Source organism: Fibrobacter sp. UWH4 (assembly GCF_900142475.1).
Taxonomy (GTDB): domain Bacteria; phylum Fibrobacterota; class Fibrobacteria; order Fibrobacterales; family Fibrobacteraceae; genus Fibrobacter.
The window spans coordinates 505,721-520,300 of sequence record NZ_FRAY01000003.1 but is presented as its reverse complement, the minus strand read 5'-3'; the positions used below and the strand labels follow the sequence as shown (position 1 = coordinate 520,300).

Genomic DNA, 14,580 nt, shown 5'->3' with positions numbered 1-14,580 from the left:
AAGATCTTCCTAGAATTGATAATTGACCCTGATGCCGCCGTAGACATCCTTGTATTCGTTGCTACGGTTGTCTGGACGGTAGTAAAGGCCCGTTCCCACGTACCATTCGCTGCTCAGGCGCTGTGAGTGGTTCACGGTCAGGTTTACGCTGCCTAGAACGTCGGTTTCATTATCTTCGACTTCCTTTTCGTCTTCTTCCCATGAGGCGGTCAGGTAGCGGAATTCACCCGAAAGACCCAGAATCAAGAATTGGTCCATGAAGGGTATTTCGAGGTCGTCGTTCACGGAAATTTCGCTTTCGCTCATGTCGTCGCGTTTGTAGTTCTTGAATCGCGGCGTCACGACGAACCGGTTCTGGAACGCTCCTGTCGATGTGGTCGCCGAGATGGGGTAGGCGTGTTCGAAGTAGTCCGCTCCGCCAAAGTAGTAACCCAGCTTGGCAATTGTTTCGTCGGAAAGATCCATCTTGCTGATCAGGCTGTCCTTGTGGAACTTGGAATCGTCCGTACGGAGTGTCCAGCGGCCAGCCACCTTAAAGTTGGTCTTGTAGGCGTTGAGCGAAATTTCGGCCATCCAGGTGTTCTTGTAGATTCGTTCCTGGAATTTGGAAGCGAGGTAATCTTCGCTGGCCATGCTCTGGTATTCAGCCCAGCGGGTAGAGTCAACCTGGACAGATTCTTCGCCAATGTCGATGGTCGATGTCGGTTTGTCATTTCGCTTTGCAAACCAGCGGTCCTTATAGATTCCTTCTTCAAGAATGTAGTTGCCGTGGAGTTGGTAGGGCTTGTATTGGGTTCTGTATTCCAGGTTGTAGCTTAGGTTCAGGTTCATCTTGTCGCCAATCTTGAAACCGTTGTCGACGGTGAAGTTCTGGATGTACTTGGCTCGGTCGTTGTCAAGCTCATGCTCGTCCATCCAGTCTTCGTCTTCGGAGAACAGTCCCCAATGGGTTCCTTCGCCCAGGCCGAAGAGGTTTGTCTTCTTGCCCTTGGCTGCATTTTCGACGTTGATCTGGTAGCCAAAACCGAAAGTCCAGAAACTGGTGATGATTTGTTCCAGGTAACCGCCAAATTCACGGGTATCGGAAAGCTGGTCGGGAGAACCTGCGCTATAGTAGTCTTCGCCTACATATTTGATATGGCCGGAAAGTGTCGTGTGGTAGATGTTCCAGTAGAGAGACGCACCGATGGCGATGTTCTGGCTTCCCCAGTTGAGTCCGAGGACGCGATCGTCGTCGCGGTCGCTTTCGTAGTCGCTGTTCTGGGCCTTCGCTTCGCGGATGAGCGTGCGGAGGGAGTCGCGCATTTTCGGACGGCTGAGGGTGGTGTTGTTACCGAAGATTTCTTCAAGTTCTTCGCTAGAAAGCGTGCTGATCTTGGATTCGTTCGCCATCAGCTTGCGCAAGGTGTTCATCGAGGAGGTATTCAGGCCCGCTTCGGTAAAGACCTTGTTGATGGCTCGTTCCTTGACGACGTCGGCCGTGTCGGCCCTTCCTACGGCAATCTGTCCGTTGAGTTCGATGTCGCCCGGGTAGAACAGCCAGTTTCCATCGGCATACACGGATAGTGCCTGCTGCATGGGCTCGCTGGTAATGGAGGAACGGCTGCCGCCATCACGTAACAGCGGGTCGTTGATTTCGTCGTTGGCGTAGATGAAGCCGAACTTGGCGTCAAAGCGGCGGAGTGGTGCCCACTTGACGGAACCGCCGTAGGCGATACGCTGGGCCTGAGCTTCACCGTCTTCGATGTAGGTCTTGTAGACGTAAGGATGACGGTCTCCGACAAGGTAGGGCCTGCGGCTTTCACCGAAGAAACCGTCCAGTTCAAACAGGGGCTGGTTCGCATTGTTGGTCAAGATCGAACGGGTGTAGCCCACGCCGAAAATCGGGAGCGAGGACATGTAGATTTCGCCGCCGTTCTTGTTGAAGTCGCCCAAGACCAGTCGGTTGTGCTTGTCGGTATAGGTAAGTGTTACCGGCATCGGGTTGAAGCGGTTCCAGGAGTCGCCGGTGTATTCCGTGTTCAATTCGATCGTCTTGCCGTCGGGAGATTGCATGAGCAAGTAGATGCTGACATCGGTGCCGAAGCCCGGGACCTGGAAGGTGTTCTTGTAGTGATCGTCCGGCTTGATGGTGTCACCCGAGATTTCCTGATTGCTTCCGGAGTGGTTCTTGCTTGTTTTCACATAATGATAATGGTTGCCGATGCCGATGTTTCCTGAAATGTTCCAGGATTTCTGGAGGGTGTCGGCCTTTCGTTCTTCGTTTACTTTCTGGGCGAATAAATCTCCGATAAAGTCGTCCTTGTTGATGGCGCGGCTCGTGACTCCCGGAATTTCTGGGCTAGAGGGAAGTGTGGTGGCGACTGCGTCGAAGTCCTTGTTGTAGTCGGTCTCGTTGTTCGAGATGCTTTCTAGGACTTCCTTGCCGAGGACGTCTTCGGAGGATACTCCGACCTTGTTGTCGTTGACCTTGGTATTGTTGAAGGAAATGTGGCTGTTGCCCATGTTCAAGATACCGTAGGTGTTGTTGGTAAGGCTGGAACCCGATACGCTTGTAATGGCGAGAGGCGCATTGTACAGGGCGACCTTGTTGTCCTTGAATTTCGTGTTATTGATTTCGGCCTTGCTGTAGCTGTCGATATGGAGGGCAGCCCCTTTGTTTCGGATGAACTTGCTGTTGCTGATGGAAAGCTGGGAATTCTTGGCGTAGACGCCGCGGCTAGAGGTGCCGTCAACTTGAGTGGATTGAATATTGAGTTTGCCGTTTTCGACGACGATGCCGGTCTCCGCCTCGCTGATGACGGCGTTTCGGATTTCGGACGGCATTTCGCCAGAAATGAAGATACCCTTCCAGTCGCCGCTCTTCGAATTTTTCAGTGCTGAACGGAATTCGACTTCGTTGTAGCGCGTACCAGCGACGACGAACTGACCCCTTGCGTAGAGCCCCGTGCCAGGTTCAAACAGAATTTCGACACCCGGTTCGATAACCAGTGCCGTGTTCTGTTCTACGAAAATATCTTCGGTAACGAGGTAGGGGGATTTGTCTGCCTTGAGGAATCCGTGGAGGGTTCCCTTGAGTTCTGTCCCGCTTTCCATTTGCGGTTCCGGAGGAAGAATTTCCGCCTGCTGGATAACCTTGGCCGAATCTGCTTTTAGGGTTGAATCGGCGGCTTGCTGGATGCTTGCCTGCGGTTCTGCCGGTGCAACGGTACTGGCCGTCTGTTCCTGTGCGTAAACAAGACCAAGGGAAAAAGCTGAAATAAGAATTGGGAGTTTCATTAGCGCACCTGGTAAATCTTTTTAGCGACAAGGTCTTTTTGGCTGCTCTTTAGTTTAACCGTAATATCGAACTCGGAATCTTCGCCACGGGTGAGCTCTATCGGCACACTGAACATGATGCTGTTGATCTGATTTTCGTTCCAGGATTCGATTTCTTTCTTGTTTTGTGTCACCTTGACACTCTTGATGTATGCAGGGTCGCTGCCGGGAAGGCCCATAACGGTGAATCGTAATTCCTTGTGGAACTTGTTGCTGAAGCTCTTGGGCGGAGGCGGAACGCGGAGTTTTTCTATTTCTTTGCCTGGAATCTTGACGTAGGCTCCGGGAATCTTTTTGTAGCAGCCTAGTGTCCTGGATATTTTGCTCGAATTTCCGGCTTGGTCGGTTATCTTGAAAACATAGGCGTGACGGCCCTTTTGCAATGTGCTGGATGCGGGGTTCGTTTGGGTAATGACGCTTTCGATACCCGAGATGTTATCCGTGGTCACCGTGAAAAGGTTGATGTCGTCGTCCAAGTTGCTGAACTTATAGCGGATGTTGCATGACAGTGAATCGTAATTCAGGAGTTCGATCTTGGGAGGAATCCTGTTGACGCTGTTGCATGTTTTATCGATGTTCAGAGCGAGTGAGGCCGTTTCGCTCCCGAATTCGGTAGAGGTGTATTCGACATCGACCTGGTCATAGATCCAGTTGCCCTTTTCGTCGCTGATTTGGATGTTGTACGAGAAATTCCCGTTTACGCTGAAGGGGATCAGGTTTTCAGAAGTAAAATTGCCGTGTTTCACGCGGAGGTCGGCGTTCGTTCCTCTGGAATCGAAGGAGCCTTCAATGGTGACCGAGGCGGGGTCGCAGACTTTTGCGGGGGAACTGGTTGTGATGGTCAGCGGTTTATGTTCGTTTCCTTGGTCGGAATTCATGTCGCCGATATAGTAGGTGGTCAGGTCGCCACAGGGGAAGGAATTGGTGCTGTCGATGTAGCACAGTAGGGATATTTTCTTTGCTCCGAAGAGGCTCGCTTCCCATTCAACATTCAGTTCTACAATCTCTCCGTTCGACATGACTGGAGTGTCCTGGAAGCCGACCATGATTCCCTTGGCGCATTTTACCTTGACTTTCTGTTCGGCGGAGTAGACGGTATCCGGTAGGGGTGTAATCTCGCAGTTCGCTTGTTGCTTTAACTGTTCCTTGCGAACTTGGTAGGAAGAGTCTGCATTCTGGACGAGCTTGATGACCAAATCTTTGCTGTTTTCGAGGGCCGGATCGCTAATATACTTGTCAATTTCGTTGAGGAATTTGGCTTCGCCGGAGGATTTCAGGTCAAGAACGACGGTTTCCTTGCCGATGCTGAACGCCGTCTGGCCTCCCTTGACATTGTACTTGGTGTTGAGGCTGGAATCGTGGATGTCCAGGCTACCGTTGCGCAACGAGGCGATCGGTTTCATCAGGCTGGTAAAGCCGATGGTTCCCGCCGTACCGCGGATAGCTGCGGTGGCGGTTCCGGTCTTGAACTTGAATTCGCTGCCCTTGGCCTGTTTTTGCACGTCGAAGTTGACTTTTCCGTTCAGGATGTTGACCTGGTTGTGGTTGATGCCGTCTTCGCTCAGCAGTTCTGCCATTTCTGCTTCGGTGCGTTCGTTGATGGTGAGGGAGCTTCCGTCGGGGAGTCCGATGATAATCAGGGATTCGTCGCCCGTCTTGAAACGGTCCTTCTTGGTGGCCCTGGAACCAGTTTCGGCAGGAATATAGCCGCCTTTCCCCTTGGGTTCGTGCAGAGCCTCTGGGCCGCTAGCGTTGCGGATTTTACCGGAAGAAACTTTCTTTGCAGCCGGAGAATAGCCTATCATCAGGGCTGTGGCAATGGCGACTAGCTTAAAATACCTCGAAAATGACATATTGCCTCTTTTTACGAATGCAAACTAGGACAAATATATGTATTTTTTTTACAAGCTTGAATTGGACAAATTAGTTCAAGTAATAAAAAAGAGACTTTTTTCAAAGAAATTTGAAAGAAGTTTTTTGAACCATATAACAATAGGACCGCATATGGAAGTCGAAGAACTGACCGTTGCCTTTAGCGATGAAGATACCGGTGAAGAAGTCATCAAGGAACTTGACAAGGAAATCCTTTCGAAGGGAGCCTGGCCGACCGTGATGTTCCTTTACCAGGAAAAGGACGCCAAGACGGGCGACATGGGTGAACCCAAGGTGTCGCTGCGCCGCTACCGCAAGATGAACGGAATGTTCAAGGCCCAGGGTAAGTTCAAGATCACGGGCAAAGCCCAGGCCGAAGCTATCATAAACGTCCTCAAGAAGTGGTATAACATTTAATGCCGGACCCTGCTAGTCGAAAGAAGAAGTATAATATCGAGTTCCTTTGCGAGGGGGACATCGAGGCTTTTCCGTACAAGGACAAGTTTGAAAAGATGGCTCGCAAGCTCCTTGCCGAAGAAGGCAAGGAAAAAGACGTGAATATCGTGCTCTGCACCGACGAATTCGTGCGCACCATGAACCGCGATTACCGCGGACTCGACAAGGTGACGGACGTTCTCTCGTTCGAATGGAAGAACGAACTCGGTGTCGAGATCCCCGAAGACGAGGCGATGCTCGGCGAAATCTATATCGCCCGTGAGCAGGTGCGCCGTCAGGCTCCCGAATACGGCAACACGTTTTACGCCGAAATGAAGCGCGTGATTGTACACGGGCTCTTGCACCTGTCTGGTTACGACCATATCAAGGCCGCCGACCGTAAGGTAATGCGCAAGCGCGAATGCGAATTCCTGGGACTTGACCCGTACAAGGAAGGTGCCTAATGGAAAATCCCGAAAGTTGGGCCATTGCATTCCTTGTCGTTTTTGTCCTGACCTCGTTCTCGTTTTCGCTGATCAAGTCCGCCTTTAGCGGAATATATGCCAAGCGCGATGCCCGTGACCGTGAAGGTCGCGAAGAGGTGGTCGCCTCGTTGGTGGAACTGCCGGGCTTTAACGAGACGATTTCGATTGGCCGCATCCTTTGCAATGTGGGGGCGGGCGTCCTCGGATTTTATCTGTTCCAGATGATCCCCTGGAACTGGGTGCAGGACTACTGGTTCTTGGCTTTTGCCGCTTACCTGGTGGTTGCCTGCTTTGCAATCTACACGATTACGGTTTTTTTGGCGAACTTGCTTGGCAATTTGAAGCCGGATACCTTTGCGATTGTGCTGATTCCGCTGTTCAAGTTTATTCGACTCCCGTTTGCTTTGCCCGCAAAGATTTGCCATGTGCTGTTCGTCAAGATTTTGAAGGGGCTGGGTTACGATTCCAAGCTCAGCTTCTTGCCTGAAGAACGCCGCGACGCCGTGCAGGCGCAGGCCGACCTCTCGGACGAGGCGGATCCCGATGGTGAAGGCCTGGAACAGGAAGAGCGCCAGATGATTCTGAACATCTTCGACTTCGTGGAAACTCCGGTGCGCGAAATTATGACTCCGCGCGTGGATATGTGCGCGGTCGAAGTGGGAACGCCGCTCGAAGAACTGGTGAAGGTGCTGAATACCGAACGCCATTCCCGCTTGCCGGTGTACAGGGAAACTGTCGATAACATCGTCGGAATCCTTTCGAACCGCGACTTTTTGGAATGGTACACGGAACATCGCGACGAACCGTTTGATATCATAAAACTTGTGATGCCGCCGGTATTCGTGCCGTACCACAAGAAGATTGACGACATGCTCACCGAACTGCGCAAGACGGGTAACCAGCTCGCCATCGTGGTCGATGAATATGGCGGAACAGCTGGCCTTGTCACGCTCGAAGACATTCTCGAAGAAATCGTGGGCGAAATCAAGGACGAAGATGACATGGACGAAGATGAAGATGTGCAGCGCCTCAAGGACGGGCGCTTCATTCTCGATCCGGTCATTACGCTTTCCGATTTGGAATACAAGCTCGGCGTGGAACTCGAAGCTCCCGAAAATTCCCACGTGGAAACGCTTTCGGGCCTGATTCAGGCGACGCTCGGCATTATTCCGTCACCGGGTGCAGAAGTCACTATCAAGGGTTACACCTTCCGCGTGCTCAAGATGGACGGCACCCGTATGGAAAAGGTGCTCATGATTTTGCCCGGTAAGGCTAAGGTGAAAAGCGGCAAGGGCGTTCCTCGCACGCAGGCATTCAAGGTCGTGTAGACCTTAAGTGCTCCGCTGTGCGTATGCCGTTTCTCGTCATCCTCGACTGAGTGCACTCCCCGCGTTATCCTCGACTGAGCGCGCACCCTGCGTCATCCTCGACTGAGCGTAGCGAGGGAGGGGATCCATCGAAGAATGCTTCTTCTGGATCCCGTCGCCTCTCCGAGGCTCCAGGATGACTCTGCTGAAAGAGGTTCTTTACTTTTAGGCTCCTGACGCGGCTGAGCGCGCACCCCACGTCATCCTCGACTGAGTTCGCACCCTGCGTCATCCTCGACTGAGCGTAGCGAGGGAGGGGATCCATCGAAAAATGCTTCTTCTGGATCCCGTCGCCTATCCGAGGCTCCAGGATGACTCTGTTGAAAGAGGTTCTTTACTTTTCGGCTTCTGACGCGGCTGAGCGTGCACCCTGCGTCATCCTCGACTGAGCGTAGCGAGGGAGGGAATCCATCGAAAAATGCTTCTTCTGGATCCCGCCGCCTCTCTGAGGCTCCAGGATGACTCAGCTAAAAACGGTTCATTGCTTTGCGGCGATCAATGACGCAGCAGAAAGAATGTCGCCTCTCTAGGCGACAAGGTGATGTCACAAAATTTCTATTGGAATTATTTACAGCAGCGGAAACCGACGTTCGGGTATTGGTTCTGCGGGTAGAAACTGAACTTGTTGTCGGTGCACTTGCTTTCGTTGTTGGTGTTCCAGGCACCGCCAGCGACTAGGTACATGTTCGGGTGATCCTTGCTCGTAGTCGAAGTCCATTCCCAAAGGTTCCCGTTCATGTCGTACATGCCGTACCAGCTGCGGCATTGCTCCTTACGGCCACTGCGCTTGGCGGCCTTGGTGTTGGTGTTGCACTTGCTCTGCTTGTAGCTGTCTCCATAGCTGTAACGCGTGTTGTCCTTGCTCTTGCAGGCGGCCTGCCATTCGGCGAGGCTGCAGAGGTGCTTGCCCTCTTGCTGGCACAGGCTTGCGGCCTGTTCCTGGCTCACCATGTCGCGGGGGAGTTCGTCGGCCTTGTTCGGGTATTCGTAGGCGTCTACGCAAACGGTCTTGCCTCCGAGCGGAACGGGGTAGGCGTTCTTGCCGCAAACGTTGTCGCTGGCCATGTCGTACTTGGCTTCTTCCCAGGCGGAGCGGTTCCCCACGGAGTCCACGGCGTAGAAGAATACGCTTCCGGTCTTGTTGTATTCAATGGCTTTGCCCGCTTCTTGGGCGTGGAGCGTATCGCCAATGGAGAGGAATGTCTTGCACTTGATTTCTTCGCACTTGACCTTGAGCTTGATGGGGGCATAGTAACGGCCTGCGGGCGGTGCAATTTCGGCAACGGGCGGCACCTGGTCGGCAGCACGGATGCTGTCTTGAATGCGCTTCTTTTCGAGAGAGTCGGCTTTGGCTTTTTCGATGACGGCCAAGGAATCGGCGATGCGCTGCAGGCTATCCTGGCGAGCCTTTTCGATGGCGGCGAGACTGTCCTTGATGTGATTCAGGCTGTCGCGCACGTGACGGATGCTGTCGCGGTTCACGTTGTTCTTGAGGGCGGCAAGCGAGTCTGCTACACGCAGGCTATCGGCGAGGCGCAAACTGTCAGCGCTGAGTCTTGCCAGTGAGTCAGCCATACGGATACTGTCGGCGCGGGCCTGTTCCAGGGCGCGGAGGCTATCCAGCGTGTGGCGCCGCTGCATTTCAAGGGCGGTTTCTTGTTCTTTGGCCAGGGCGTCTTGCTTGATCTGGTCCAGGTGACACTGCACAATAAAAAGGGTCACCAGCAAGAGGAACATCAACACGAGAATCGCAATATTCTTTTTCTTGCGTTTATTCTTCAACTGCTCTTCGTTGTTTTTTTCAGTCATAAAATTTTCCTTAGATTCCTCATTCCTCAAAGCGAAGCGACCTCAAACCTCAGTTCCTCGCACCTTCTTCTGCAATTTCGGCCTTAGCCGACTCACGCACGTCGTTAAAGAGTTCGCCCCAGTGGCGGATAATTTCTTGCTTGAGTTCGGCGACGCTGATGTTTCGGCGCAGCGTGTTTCGGTAGGCGATAGAGATGTAGCCCGTTTCTTCGGACACCACGATCACGAGGGCGTCGCATTCGGCGGCGAGAGCCTTGGCGGCGCGGTGACGCATACCGTAGCCCGCTTCTTTTTCGGCGTTACCGGTGGGCATGGGCAAGATACAGCCGGCGGCAATAATGCGCTTGGTGTTCATGATGACTGCACCATCGTGCAAAGCGGAATTCGGGAAGAAGAGGGCGCGCAAAAGTCTAGAACTGATTCGGGCATCCAAGATTTCACCGGTGTCGGCGTAGTTACGCAGGCCCACGCGCTTTTCAAGTACAATCAGGGCACCCGTGTGCGTTTTTGCCAAGTCCTGGCAGGCGCTAGCGATTGTCTTGGTGATTTCGTCGAGGCCGCTCGAATGGAAAAACAGGTTGTGGAAATCGAGCTTACTGGCGGCCTGACCGATACGGGTAAGGGCGCTTCGAATTTCGGGCTGGAAAAGAATCACGAGAGCGATAATACCGAGGGTTGCAAGGTTGCTGATAAGCCACACGACGGTATGGAGTTCCCACCACTGCGCAATAATCCAGGCGAGAATCAAGAGTAATCCACCGAAAATCATCTGGGCGGCGCGGGTTCCGCGGAACAGCAAGAAGATGTAGTAAATGATAATCGAAATCAGGAGCACGTCCAGAATATCTGCCGGACGCACATCGATAATCCCGAATAGCTTAAACAGAATCATGTTCTCAGAGCCTCCAAATAAAGCAGAGATTCCTTGGCCTCTTTCACGTCATGCACGCGAATGCAACTGGCGCCACCGAGTACGGCAACGATTCCCGCTGTAACGGTCGGAATCAGACGGTCGCTATTTTCGAGGCCGGGCATTTTACCAATATAGGACTTGCGCGAGGTCCCGATGAGAACGGGGTAGCCGTCTTTCAGGAATTCTTCGGTGGATTTCATCAAGTCGATGTTGTCCTGCGCGGTTTTCCCGAATCCAATGCCCGGGTCAATGCAAATTTTTTCGCGCTCGACGCCGAGGTCCAAAAGCTTTTTCACCTGCGACAAGAGTTCTTCGCGGACTTCCTGCACCACGTTCGTGTATGGTTTGAAGTCCTGCTGCATGGTGCCGAAGTTCCCGCGGATGTGGTTGAGTACCACGGCGGCCTTGGTGTCAGCGACGGTCTGGAGCATGTTCGGGTCCATGGCGCAGGCGCTGATGTCGTTGATGATGTGTGCGCCGAGTTTCATGGTCTCTGCGGCGACTTTCGCCTTGACCGTATCGACCGAGATGTAGAATTCGCGGGGCTTTCCGCCGCTGCTGTAGCCGCTTTTGGCGAGTTTGGCAAGGCGTTCCACCACGGGGCACACGCGGTCCAGTTCCTCTTGCAGGCTGACTGGTGCGCTTCCTGGACGGCTGCTTTCGCCACCGATGTCTAAGATTTCGGCGCCTTGCTCCAGGAGCATCAGGGCGTGTTCGTAAGCGGCGTCAGGCTTGTTGTGCTTGCCACCGTCAAAGAAACTGTCCGGAGTCACATTCACGATACCCATGATCAGCGGGGTCTTGCAAGGCAGAACCTTGTTGCCGATTTTCCACGGGAGAGAGCGGCTATGATCCAGAACTTCTTTGAACATTACGAATTTTCCTGTTTTGCGTCTTCAGATGATTTCAGCGTTTCGGTATGGGCGTCATTGTTTGCCGGAGTCGTTCCGGCGGCGGGCGCGGGCTTGATTTCGGCTACGGGTGCATCAGTGACCGGTGCTACCGGTGGCTGTTTGCCCGGGTCAGGCGGCGGCGTATTTTCGCGCTTCTTCTTTTCTTCCATTTCTTCGAGCGCCTTGTACTGGCGGCTCTTCTTGGTGCCGGTCAGTTTTTCGCCGGCCATCACGCGGTCAATTTCTTCGCGGTCGAGCACTTCGAATTCAAACAGCGCTTCGGCGAGGTCAATGAGTTTGTCCTTGTTCTCTTCGATGAGTTTCTTGGCGGCCTGGTCCAGACGCTTGATGAGGTTGTTCACCGCGTTGTCGATCTTTTCGGCCATCATTTCGGACATTTCCTTCGGCTTGCTGATTTCGCGACCGAGGAACACTTCGCCGTCGGTGCGGCTGTAGCAGACTGGCCCGATTTCGTCGTCGAAACCCCATTCCGTCACCATCTTGCGGGCAAGTTCGGTAGCGCGCTGGATGTCGTTGCTGGCTCCCGTGCTCTGGTGGTTGAAGAAGATGAGTTCGGCGAGGCGGCCAGACATCATGATCATGATGCGTTCTTCGGCGTATTCGCGGCTGTAGCTCACCTGGTCGCGTTCGGGCAGACTCATGGTCACGCCGAGGGCGCGCCCGCGCGGGATAATCGTAATCTTGTGGAGCGGGTCAGAATGCTTGCACAAAAGCGTCATCAAAGCGTGGCCTGCTTCGTGGTAGGCGGTGTGACGCTTTTCCTCGTCGGTCATCAGGAGTGTGCGGCGCTCGGCACCCATGCTGAGCTTGTCGCGGGCTTCTTCAAAGTCGAGCATCGTGACTTTCTTGTTGTTGAAGCGCGCGGCCAAAAGGGCTGCTTCGTTCACCAGGTTTTCGAGGTCTGCACCTGCAAGTCCGGGGGTTCCCTTGGCTACGGCTTTCACGTCTACGTCGTCGGCCAGCGGCACCTTGCGCTTTTTCAGGTGCACCTTCAAGATTTCTTCGCGGCCCTTGAGGTCGGGGAGTCCCACCACAATCTGGCGGTCAAAGCGGCCCGGGCGGAGCAGTGCCTTGTCGAGCACGTCGGGGCGGTTAGTTGCCGCAATTAAGATGACGCCTTCGTTGGCGGTAAAGCCGTCCATTTCCACCAACAACTGGTTCAAGGTCTGTTCGCGTTCATCGTGACCGCCACCGAGACCTGCTCCACGCTGGCGACCCACGGCGTCGATTTCGTCAATAAACAGAATGCACGGGGCATTCTTCTTGCCGGTTTCAAAGAGGTCGCGCACGCGGCTAGCACCCACGCCCACGAACATTTCTACAAAGTCGGAACCGGACATACTGAAGAACGGCACTCCAGCTTCGCCTGCCACCGCGCGGGCGAGGAGTGTCTTACCGGTACCCGGAGGACCGACGAGTAACGCACCCTTCGGAATGCGTCCGCCGAGGGCATCGAACTTTTTCGGGTCCTTCAGGAATTCCACGAGTTCCTGCAAATCCTGCTTGGCTTCGTCGCAACCGGCCACGTCGTTAAAGGTGGTCTTCTGCTTGCCGTTGAGCTGGCGGGCCTGGCTCTTGCCAAAGCTGAAGGGGCTCTTGCCGCCGCCACCCATCTGGCGGTTCATCATGAAGTAGAAGAATACAATCAAGAGAATCGCGGGGAGGAACGCGATAATCGTGTCGAGCCAGGTGCTGGATTCGTGGATGACCTTGACCTTGACGCCCTTGTACATTTCCCAGGCGGTAATCTGGTCGTTGCTCACTTCGAGCATGTGGCTTTTGAAACGCTTGGTCTTGCCGTTGTCATCGCTAGACTTGGTAAAGCGGGCGAGGGCGCTGCGGTTCTTTTTCGCTTCGGCAATCTCTTCGGGGCTCATCTCGCGCTGGCCCTCGATAATCACGCCGTCGGGGGTCTTTTGCAGAGTGAGTTCGGTAATGACCTTGGTGGAGTCGCCCATCATGGCCAAAAATTCGGTGCGCGTAATGTCCGATTCTCCGTCTTTCCCGGCAAGCGGGAACATGACGAACAACAGGAGAATCATCACCAGTAAAATGATAAAGTTCTTGCTACGGTAAGGGGGCGATTTTTTTTCTTGACTCATAAAATCCTTTTATTCTTTCATTCCGCAAGATACAAATTTTGACGCTGTCTGAACATCTTCAAATTCGCAAACCAAGACGGTTGAGGCCTTTTTGACGATAGAACGCTTGCGGTAAGCGGAGCGTACGGGAATTTTAACATGGGCGGGCTCCGTTTGGCTGTAAAAGAAACCTATTGGAAAGCGGAATCCCAGTTCCGAAAGCCACAAACGGAACATTTCGGAAAGGTCTGCGTCTGCGTGGGAGAGAAAAATTTTGCGGAGAGCCTTCTTGTTCAAAGCGATGATGGTATGAGGTGTGAGGTCGGTCGCTTCGCTCCCTTTGAGGTGTGAGAATGGAGCCGTGTCACCCTGACCCTGAACTTGTTTCAGGGGAAGGGTCTCTTGAAACATCGTGTTGCATTTTTCCATCACTTTCGCATACGCCTTATCGGCAAGTTCTGCAATCCGGCAAAGTTGCCGTGTAGCCCCCGGACAGTTCCGTTCTAAATGGGGGAGCGCTTCGTGCCGGATAAAGTTCCTTGCGAATTTGGTATCGGAATTGCTCTCGTCTTCGCACCACTCAAGATTATTCTCGCGGGCGTAAGCGAGGAGGTCTTCGCGGGTGACGGAAAGGAAGGGCCGATAGAGAGATGGGGTATGGGGTGTGGGGTCGGTCGCTTCGCTCCCTTTGAGGTATGGGGTCGCAACCTTCGGTTGCTTTGGGGTATGGGAGGCTTCGTCTAGAACGCGAACTTCTTGAATCCCGCGTAGGCCGGCGAGGGTTGTGCCGCGGCGGAGGCGCATGTACATGGTTTCTGCCTGGTCGCCTGCATGATGCGCCGTGACAATGACAAGTGAGGGATGAGGTGTGAGGTCGCAGCCTTCGGCTGCTTTGAGGTGTGGGGCCGCAACCTTCGGTTGCTTTGTGGTATGGGGTATGGGGTCGGTCGCTTCGCTCCCTTTGAGGTGTGGGGTGTGCTGTGTGGAGTGTGCTGTGTGGAGTGTGTCATCCTGGAGCCTCGCAGAGGCGATAGGATCCAGAGCAATCTCGACCAGCGCTTTGTACCTGGCGTCTCGTGCGTTTTCTTCCAGCGAGCCTTCTGCATTTTTCAGCGATTCGCCATCCAATTTCTTCAAGAAAAATGGAACGTTATACTTGCGCGCGAAAGCTTCCACAAATGCGGCGTCGCGGTCGGCTGTTCCGACCCGCAGCCCGTGATGCACATGTGCGATTCCCAACCATTCGATGCCAAGCGCTTCGCGGTTTGCAATGAAATAATGCGCGAGGCAAATAGAATCCAGACCGCCCGAAACTGCAAGCAGCAGGCGCTTGAAACCATAATCAAGGATTCGTTTTTTGATGCTTGCAAGTTCGTCGGTAATCAT

10 protein-coding genes are annotated in these 14,580 nt (G+C 53.7%); 3 read left to right on the top strand and 7 right to left on the bottom strand.

What is annotated here, in order from left to right; all coding sequences use genetic code 11:
* Positions 1-9: 9 nt before the first annotated feature.
* Together BUA93_RS07555 and BUA93_RS07550 are read right to left on the bottom strand one after the other, a co-directional pair.
* Positions 10-3,279: a right-handed parallel beta-helix repeat-containing protein gene (locus BUA93_RS07555; RefSeq protein WP_072978543.1), complete on the bottom strand. Its 3,270-nt coding sequence runs from the start codon at positions 3,277-3,279 to the stop codon at positions 10-12.
* A complete protein-coding gene (locus tag BUA93_RS07550) occupies positions 3,279-5,171 on the bottom strand; it encodes a FecR domain-containing protein (RefSeq protein WP_072978542.1) in 1,893 nt (630 codons plus the stop codon). The genes BUA93_RS07555 and BUA93_RS07550 overlap by 1 nt, the downstream gene beginning before the upstream one ends.
* Positions 5,172-5,322: 151 nt before the next feature.
* Here BUA93_RS07550 and BUA93_RS07545 point away from each other — a divergent pair, with 151 nt between their 5' ends.
* The 3 genes from BUA93_RS07545 to BUA93_RS07535 are packed head-to-tail and all read left to right on the top strand — an operon-like array spanning position 5,323 to position 7,438.
* Positions 5,323-5,607 (top strand): hypothetical protein, encoded by a 285-nt coding sequence (locus BUA93_RS07545; RefSeq protein ID WP_072978541.1) that lies wholly within the window; start codon positions 5,323-5,325, stop codon positions 5,605-5,607.
* Positions 5,607-6,089, top strand: coding sequence for an rRNA maturation RNase YbeY (ybeY, locus tag BUA93_RS07540; protein ID WP_083564456.1), 483 nt, complete (start codon positions 5,607-5,609; stop codon positions 6,087-6,089). Before BUA93_RS07545 ends, ybeY begins: the two co-directional genes overlap by 1 nt.
* Positions 6,089-7,438: a hemolysin family protein gene (locus BUA93_RS07535; protein WP_072978540.1), complete on the top strand. Its 1,350-nt coding sequence runs from the start codon at positions 6,089-6,091 to the stop codon at positions 7,436-7,438. Before ybeY ends, BUA93_RS07535 begins: the two co-directional genes overlap by 1 nt.
* A gap of 603 nt (positions 7,439-8,041) precedes the next feature.
* Here BUA93_RS07535 and BUA93_RS07530 read toward each other — a convergent pair.
* From BUA93_RS07530 to BUA93_RS16540, 5 genes are read right to left on the bottom strand one after another with little or no spacing between them, the layout of a single operon-like run.
* Positions 8,042-9,286 (bottom strand): SUMF1/EgtB/PvdO family nonheme iron enzyme, encoded by a 1,245-nt coding sequence (locus BUA93_RS07530; RefSeq protein ID WP_072978539.1) that lies wholly within the window; start codon positions 9,284-9,286, stop codon positions 8,042-8,044.
* Positions 9,287-9,335: 49 nt separating this feature from the next.
* Complete coding sequence (gene cdaA, locus BUA93_RS07525) at positions 9,336-10,178, bottom strand: diadenylate cyclase CdaA (RefSeq protein WP_072978538.1); 843 nt, start codon at positions 10,176-10,178, stop codon at positions 9,336-9,338.
* Positions 10,175-11,071: a dihydropteroate synthase gene (folP, locus tag BUA93_RS07520; RefSeq protein WP_072978537.1), complete on the bottom strand. Its 897-nt coding sequence runs from the start codon at positions 11,069-11,071 to the stop codon at positions 10,175-10,177. The genes cdaA and folP overlap by 4 nt, the downstream gene beginning before the upstream one ends.
* Positions 11,071-13,215: an ATP-dependent zinc metalloprotease FtsH gene (gene ftsH / locus BUA93_RS07515; protein ID WP_072978536.1), complete on the bottom strand. Its 2,145-nt coding sequence runs from the start codon at positions 13,213-13,215 to the stop codon at positions 11,071-11,073. The genes folP and ftsH overlap by 1 nt, the downstream gene beginning before the upstream one ends.
* Before the next feature lie 9 nt (positions 13,216-13,224).
* Positions 13,225-14,580, bottom strand: coding sequence for a tRNA lysidine(34) synthetase (locus tag BUA93_RS16540; RefSeq protein WP_072978535.1), 1,356 nt, complete (start codon positions 14,578-14,580; stop codon positions 13,225-13,227).

Bases quoted from the DNA above. Each gene is read 5' to 3' on its own strand.
- BUA93_RS07555 (WP_072978543.1), bottom strand. From the start codon at position 3,279: ATGAAACTCCCAATTCTTATTTCAGCTTTTTCCCTTGGTCTTGTTTAC.
- BUA93_RS07550 (WP_072978542.1), bottom strand. From the start codon at position 5,171: ATGTCATTTTCGAGGTATTTTAAGCTAGTCGCCATTGCCACAGCCCTG.
- BUA93_RS07545 (WP_072978541.1), top strand. From the start codon at position 5,323: ATGGAAGTCGAAGAACTGACCGTTGCCTTTAGCGATGAAGATACCGGT.
- ybeY (WP_083564456.1), top strand. From the start codon at position 5,607: ATGCCGGACCCTGCTAGTCGAAAGAAGAAGTATAATATCGAGTTCCTT.
- BUA93_RS07535 (WP_072978540.1), top strand. From the start codon at position 6,089: ATGGAAAATCCCGAAAGTTGGGCCATTGCATTCCTTGTCGTTTTTGTC.
- BUA93_RS07530 (WP_072978539.1), bottom strand. From the start codon at position 9,286: ATGACTGAAAAAAACAACGAAGAGCAGTTGAAGAATAAACGCAAGAAA.
- cdaA (WP_072978538.1), bottom strand. From the start codon at position 10,178: ATGATTCTGTTTAAGCTATTCGGGATTATCGATGTGCGTCCGGCAGAT.
- folP (WP_072978537.1), bottom strand. From the start codon at position 11,071: ATGTTCAAAGAAGTTCTGGATCATAGCCGCTCTCTCCCGTGGAAAATC.
- ftsH (WP_072978536.1), bottom strand. From the start codon at position 13,215: ATGAGTCAAGAAAAAAAATCGCCCCCTTACCGTAGCAAGAACTTTATC.
- BUA93_RS16540 (WP_072978535.1), bottom strand. From the start codon at position 14,580: ATGATTACCGACGAACTTGCAAGCATCAAAAAACGAATCCTTGATTAT.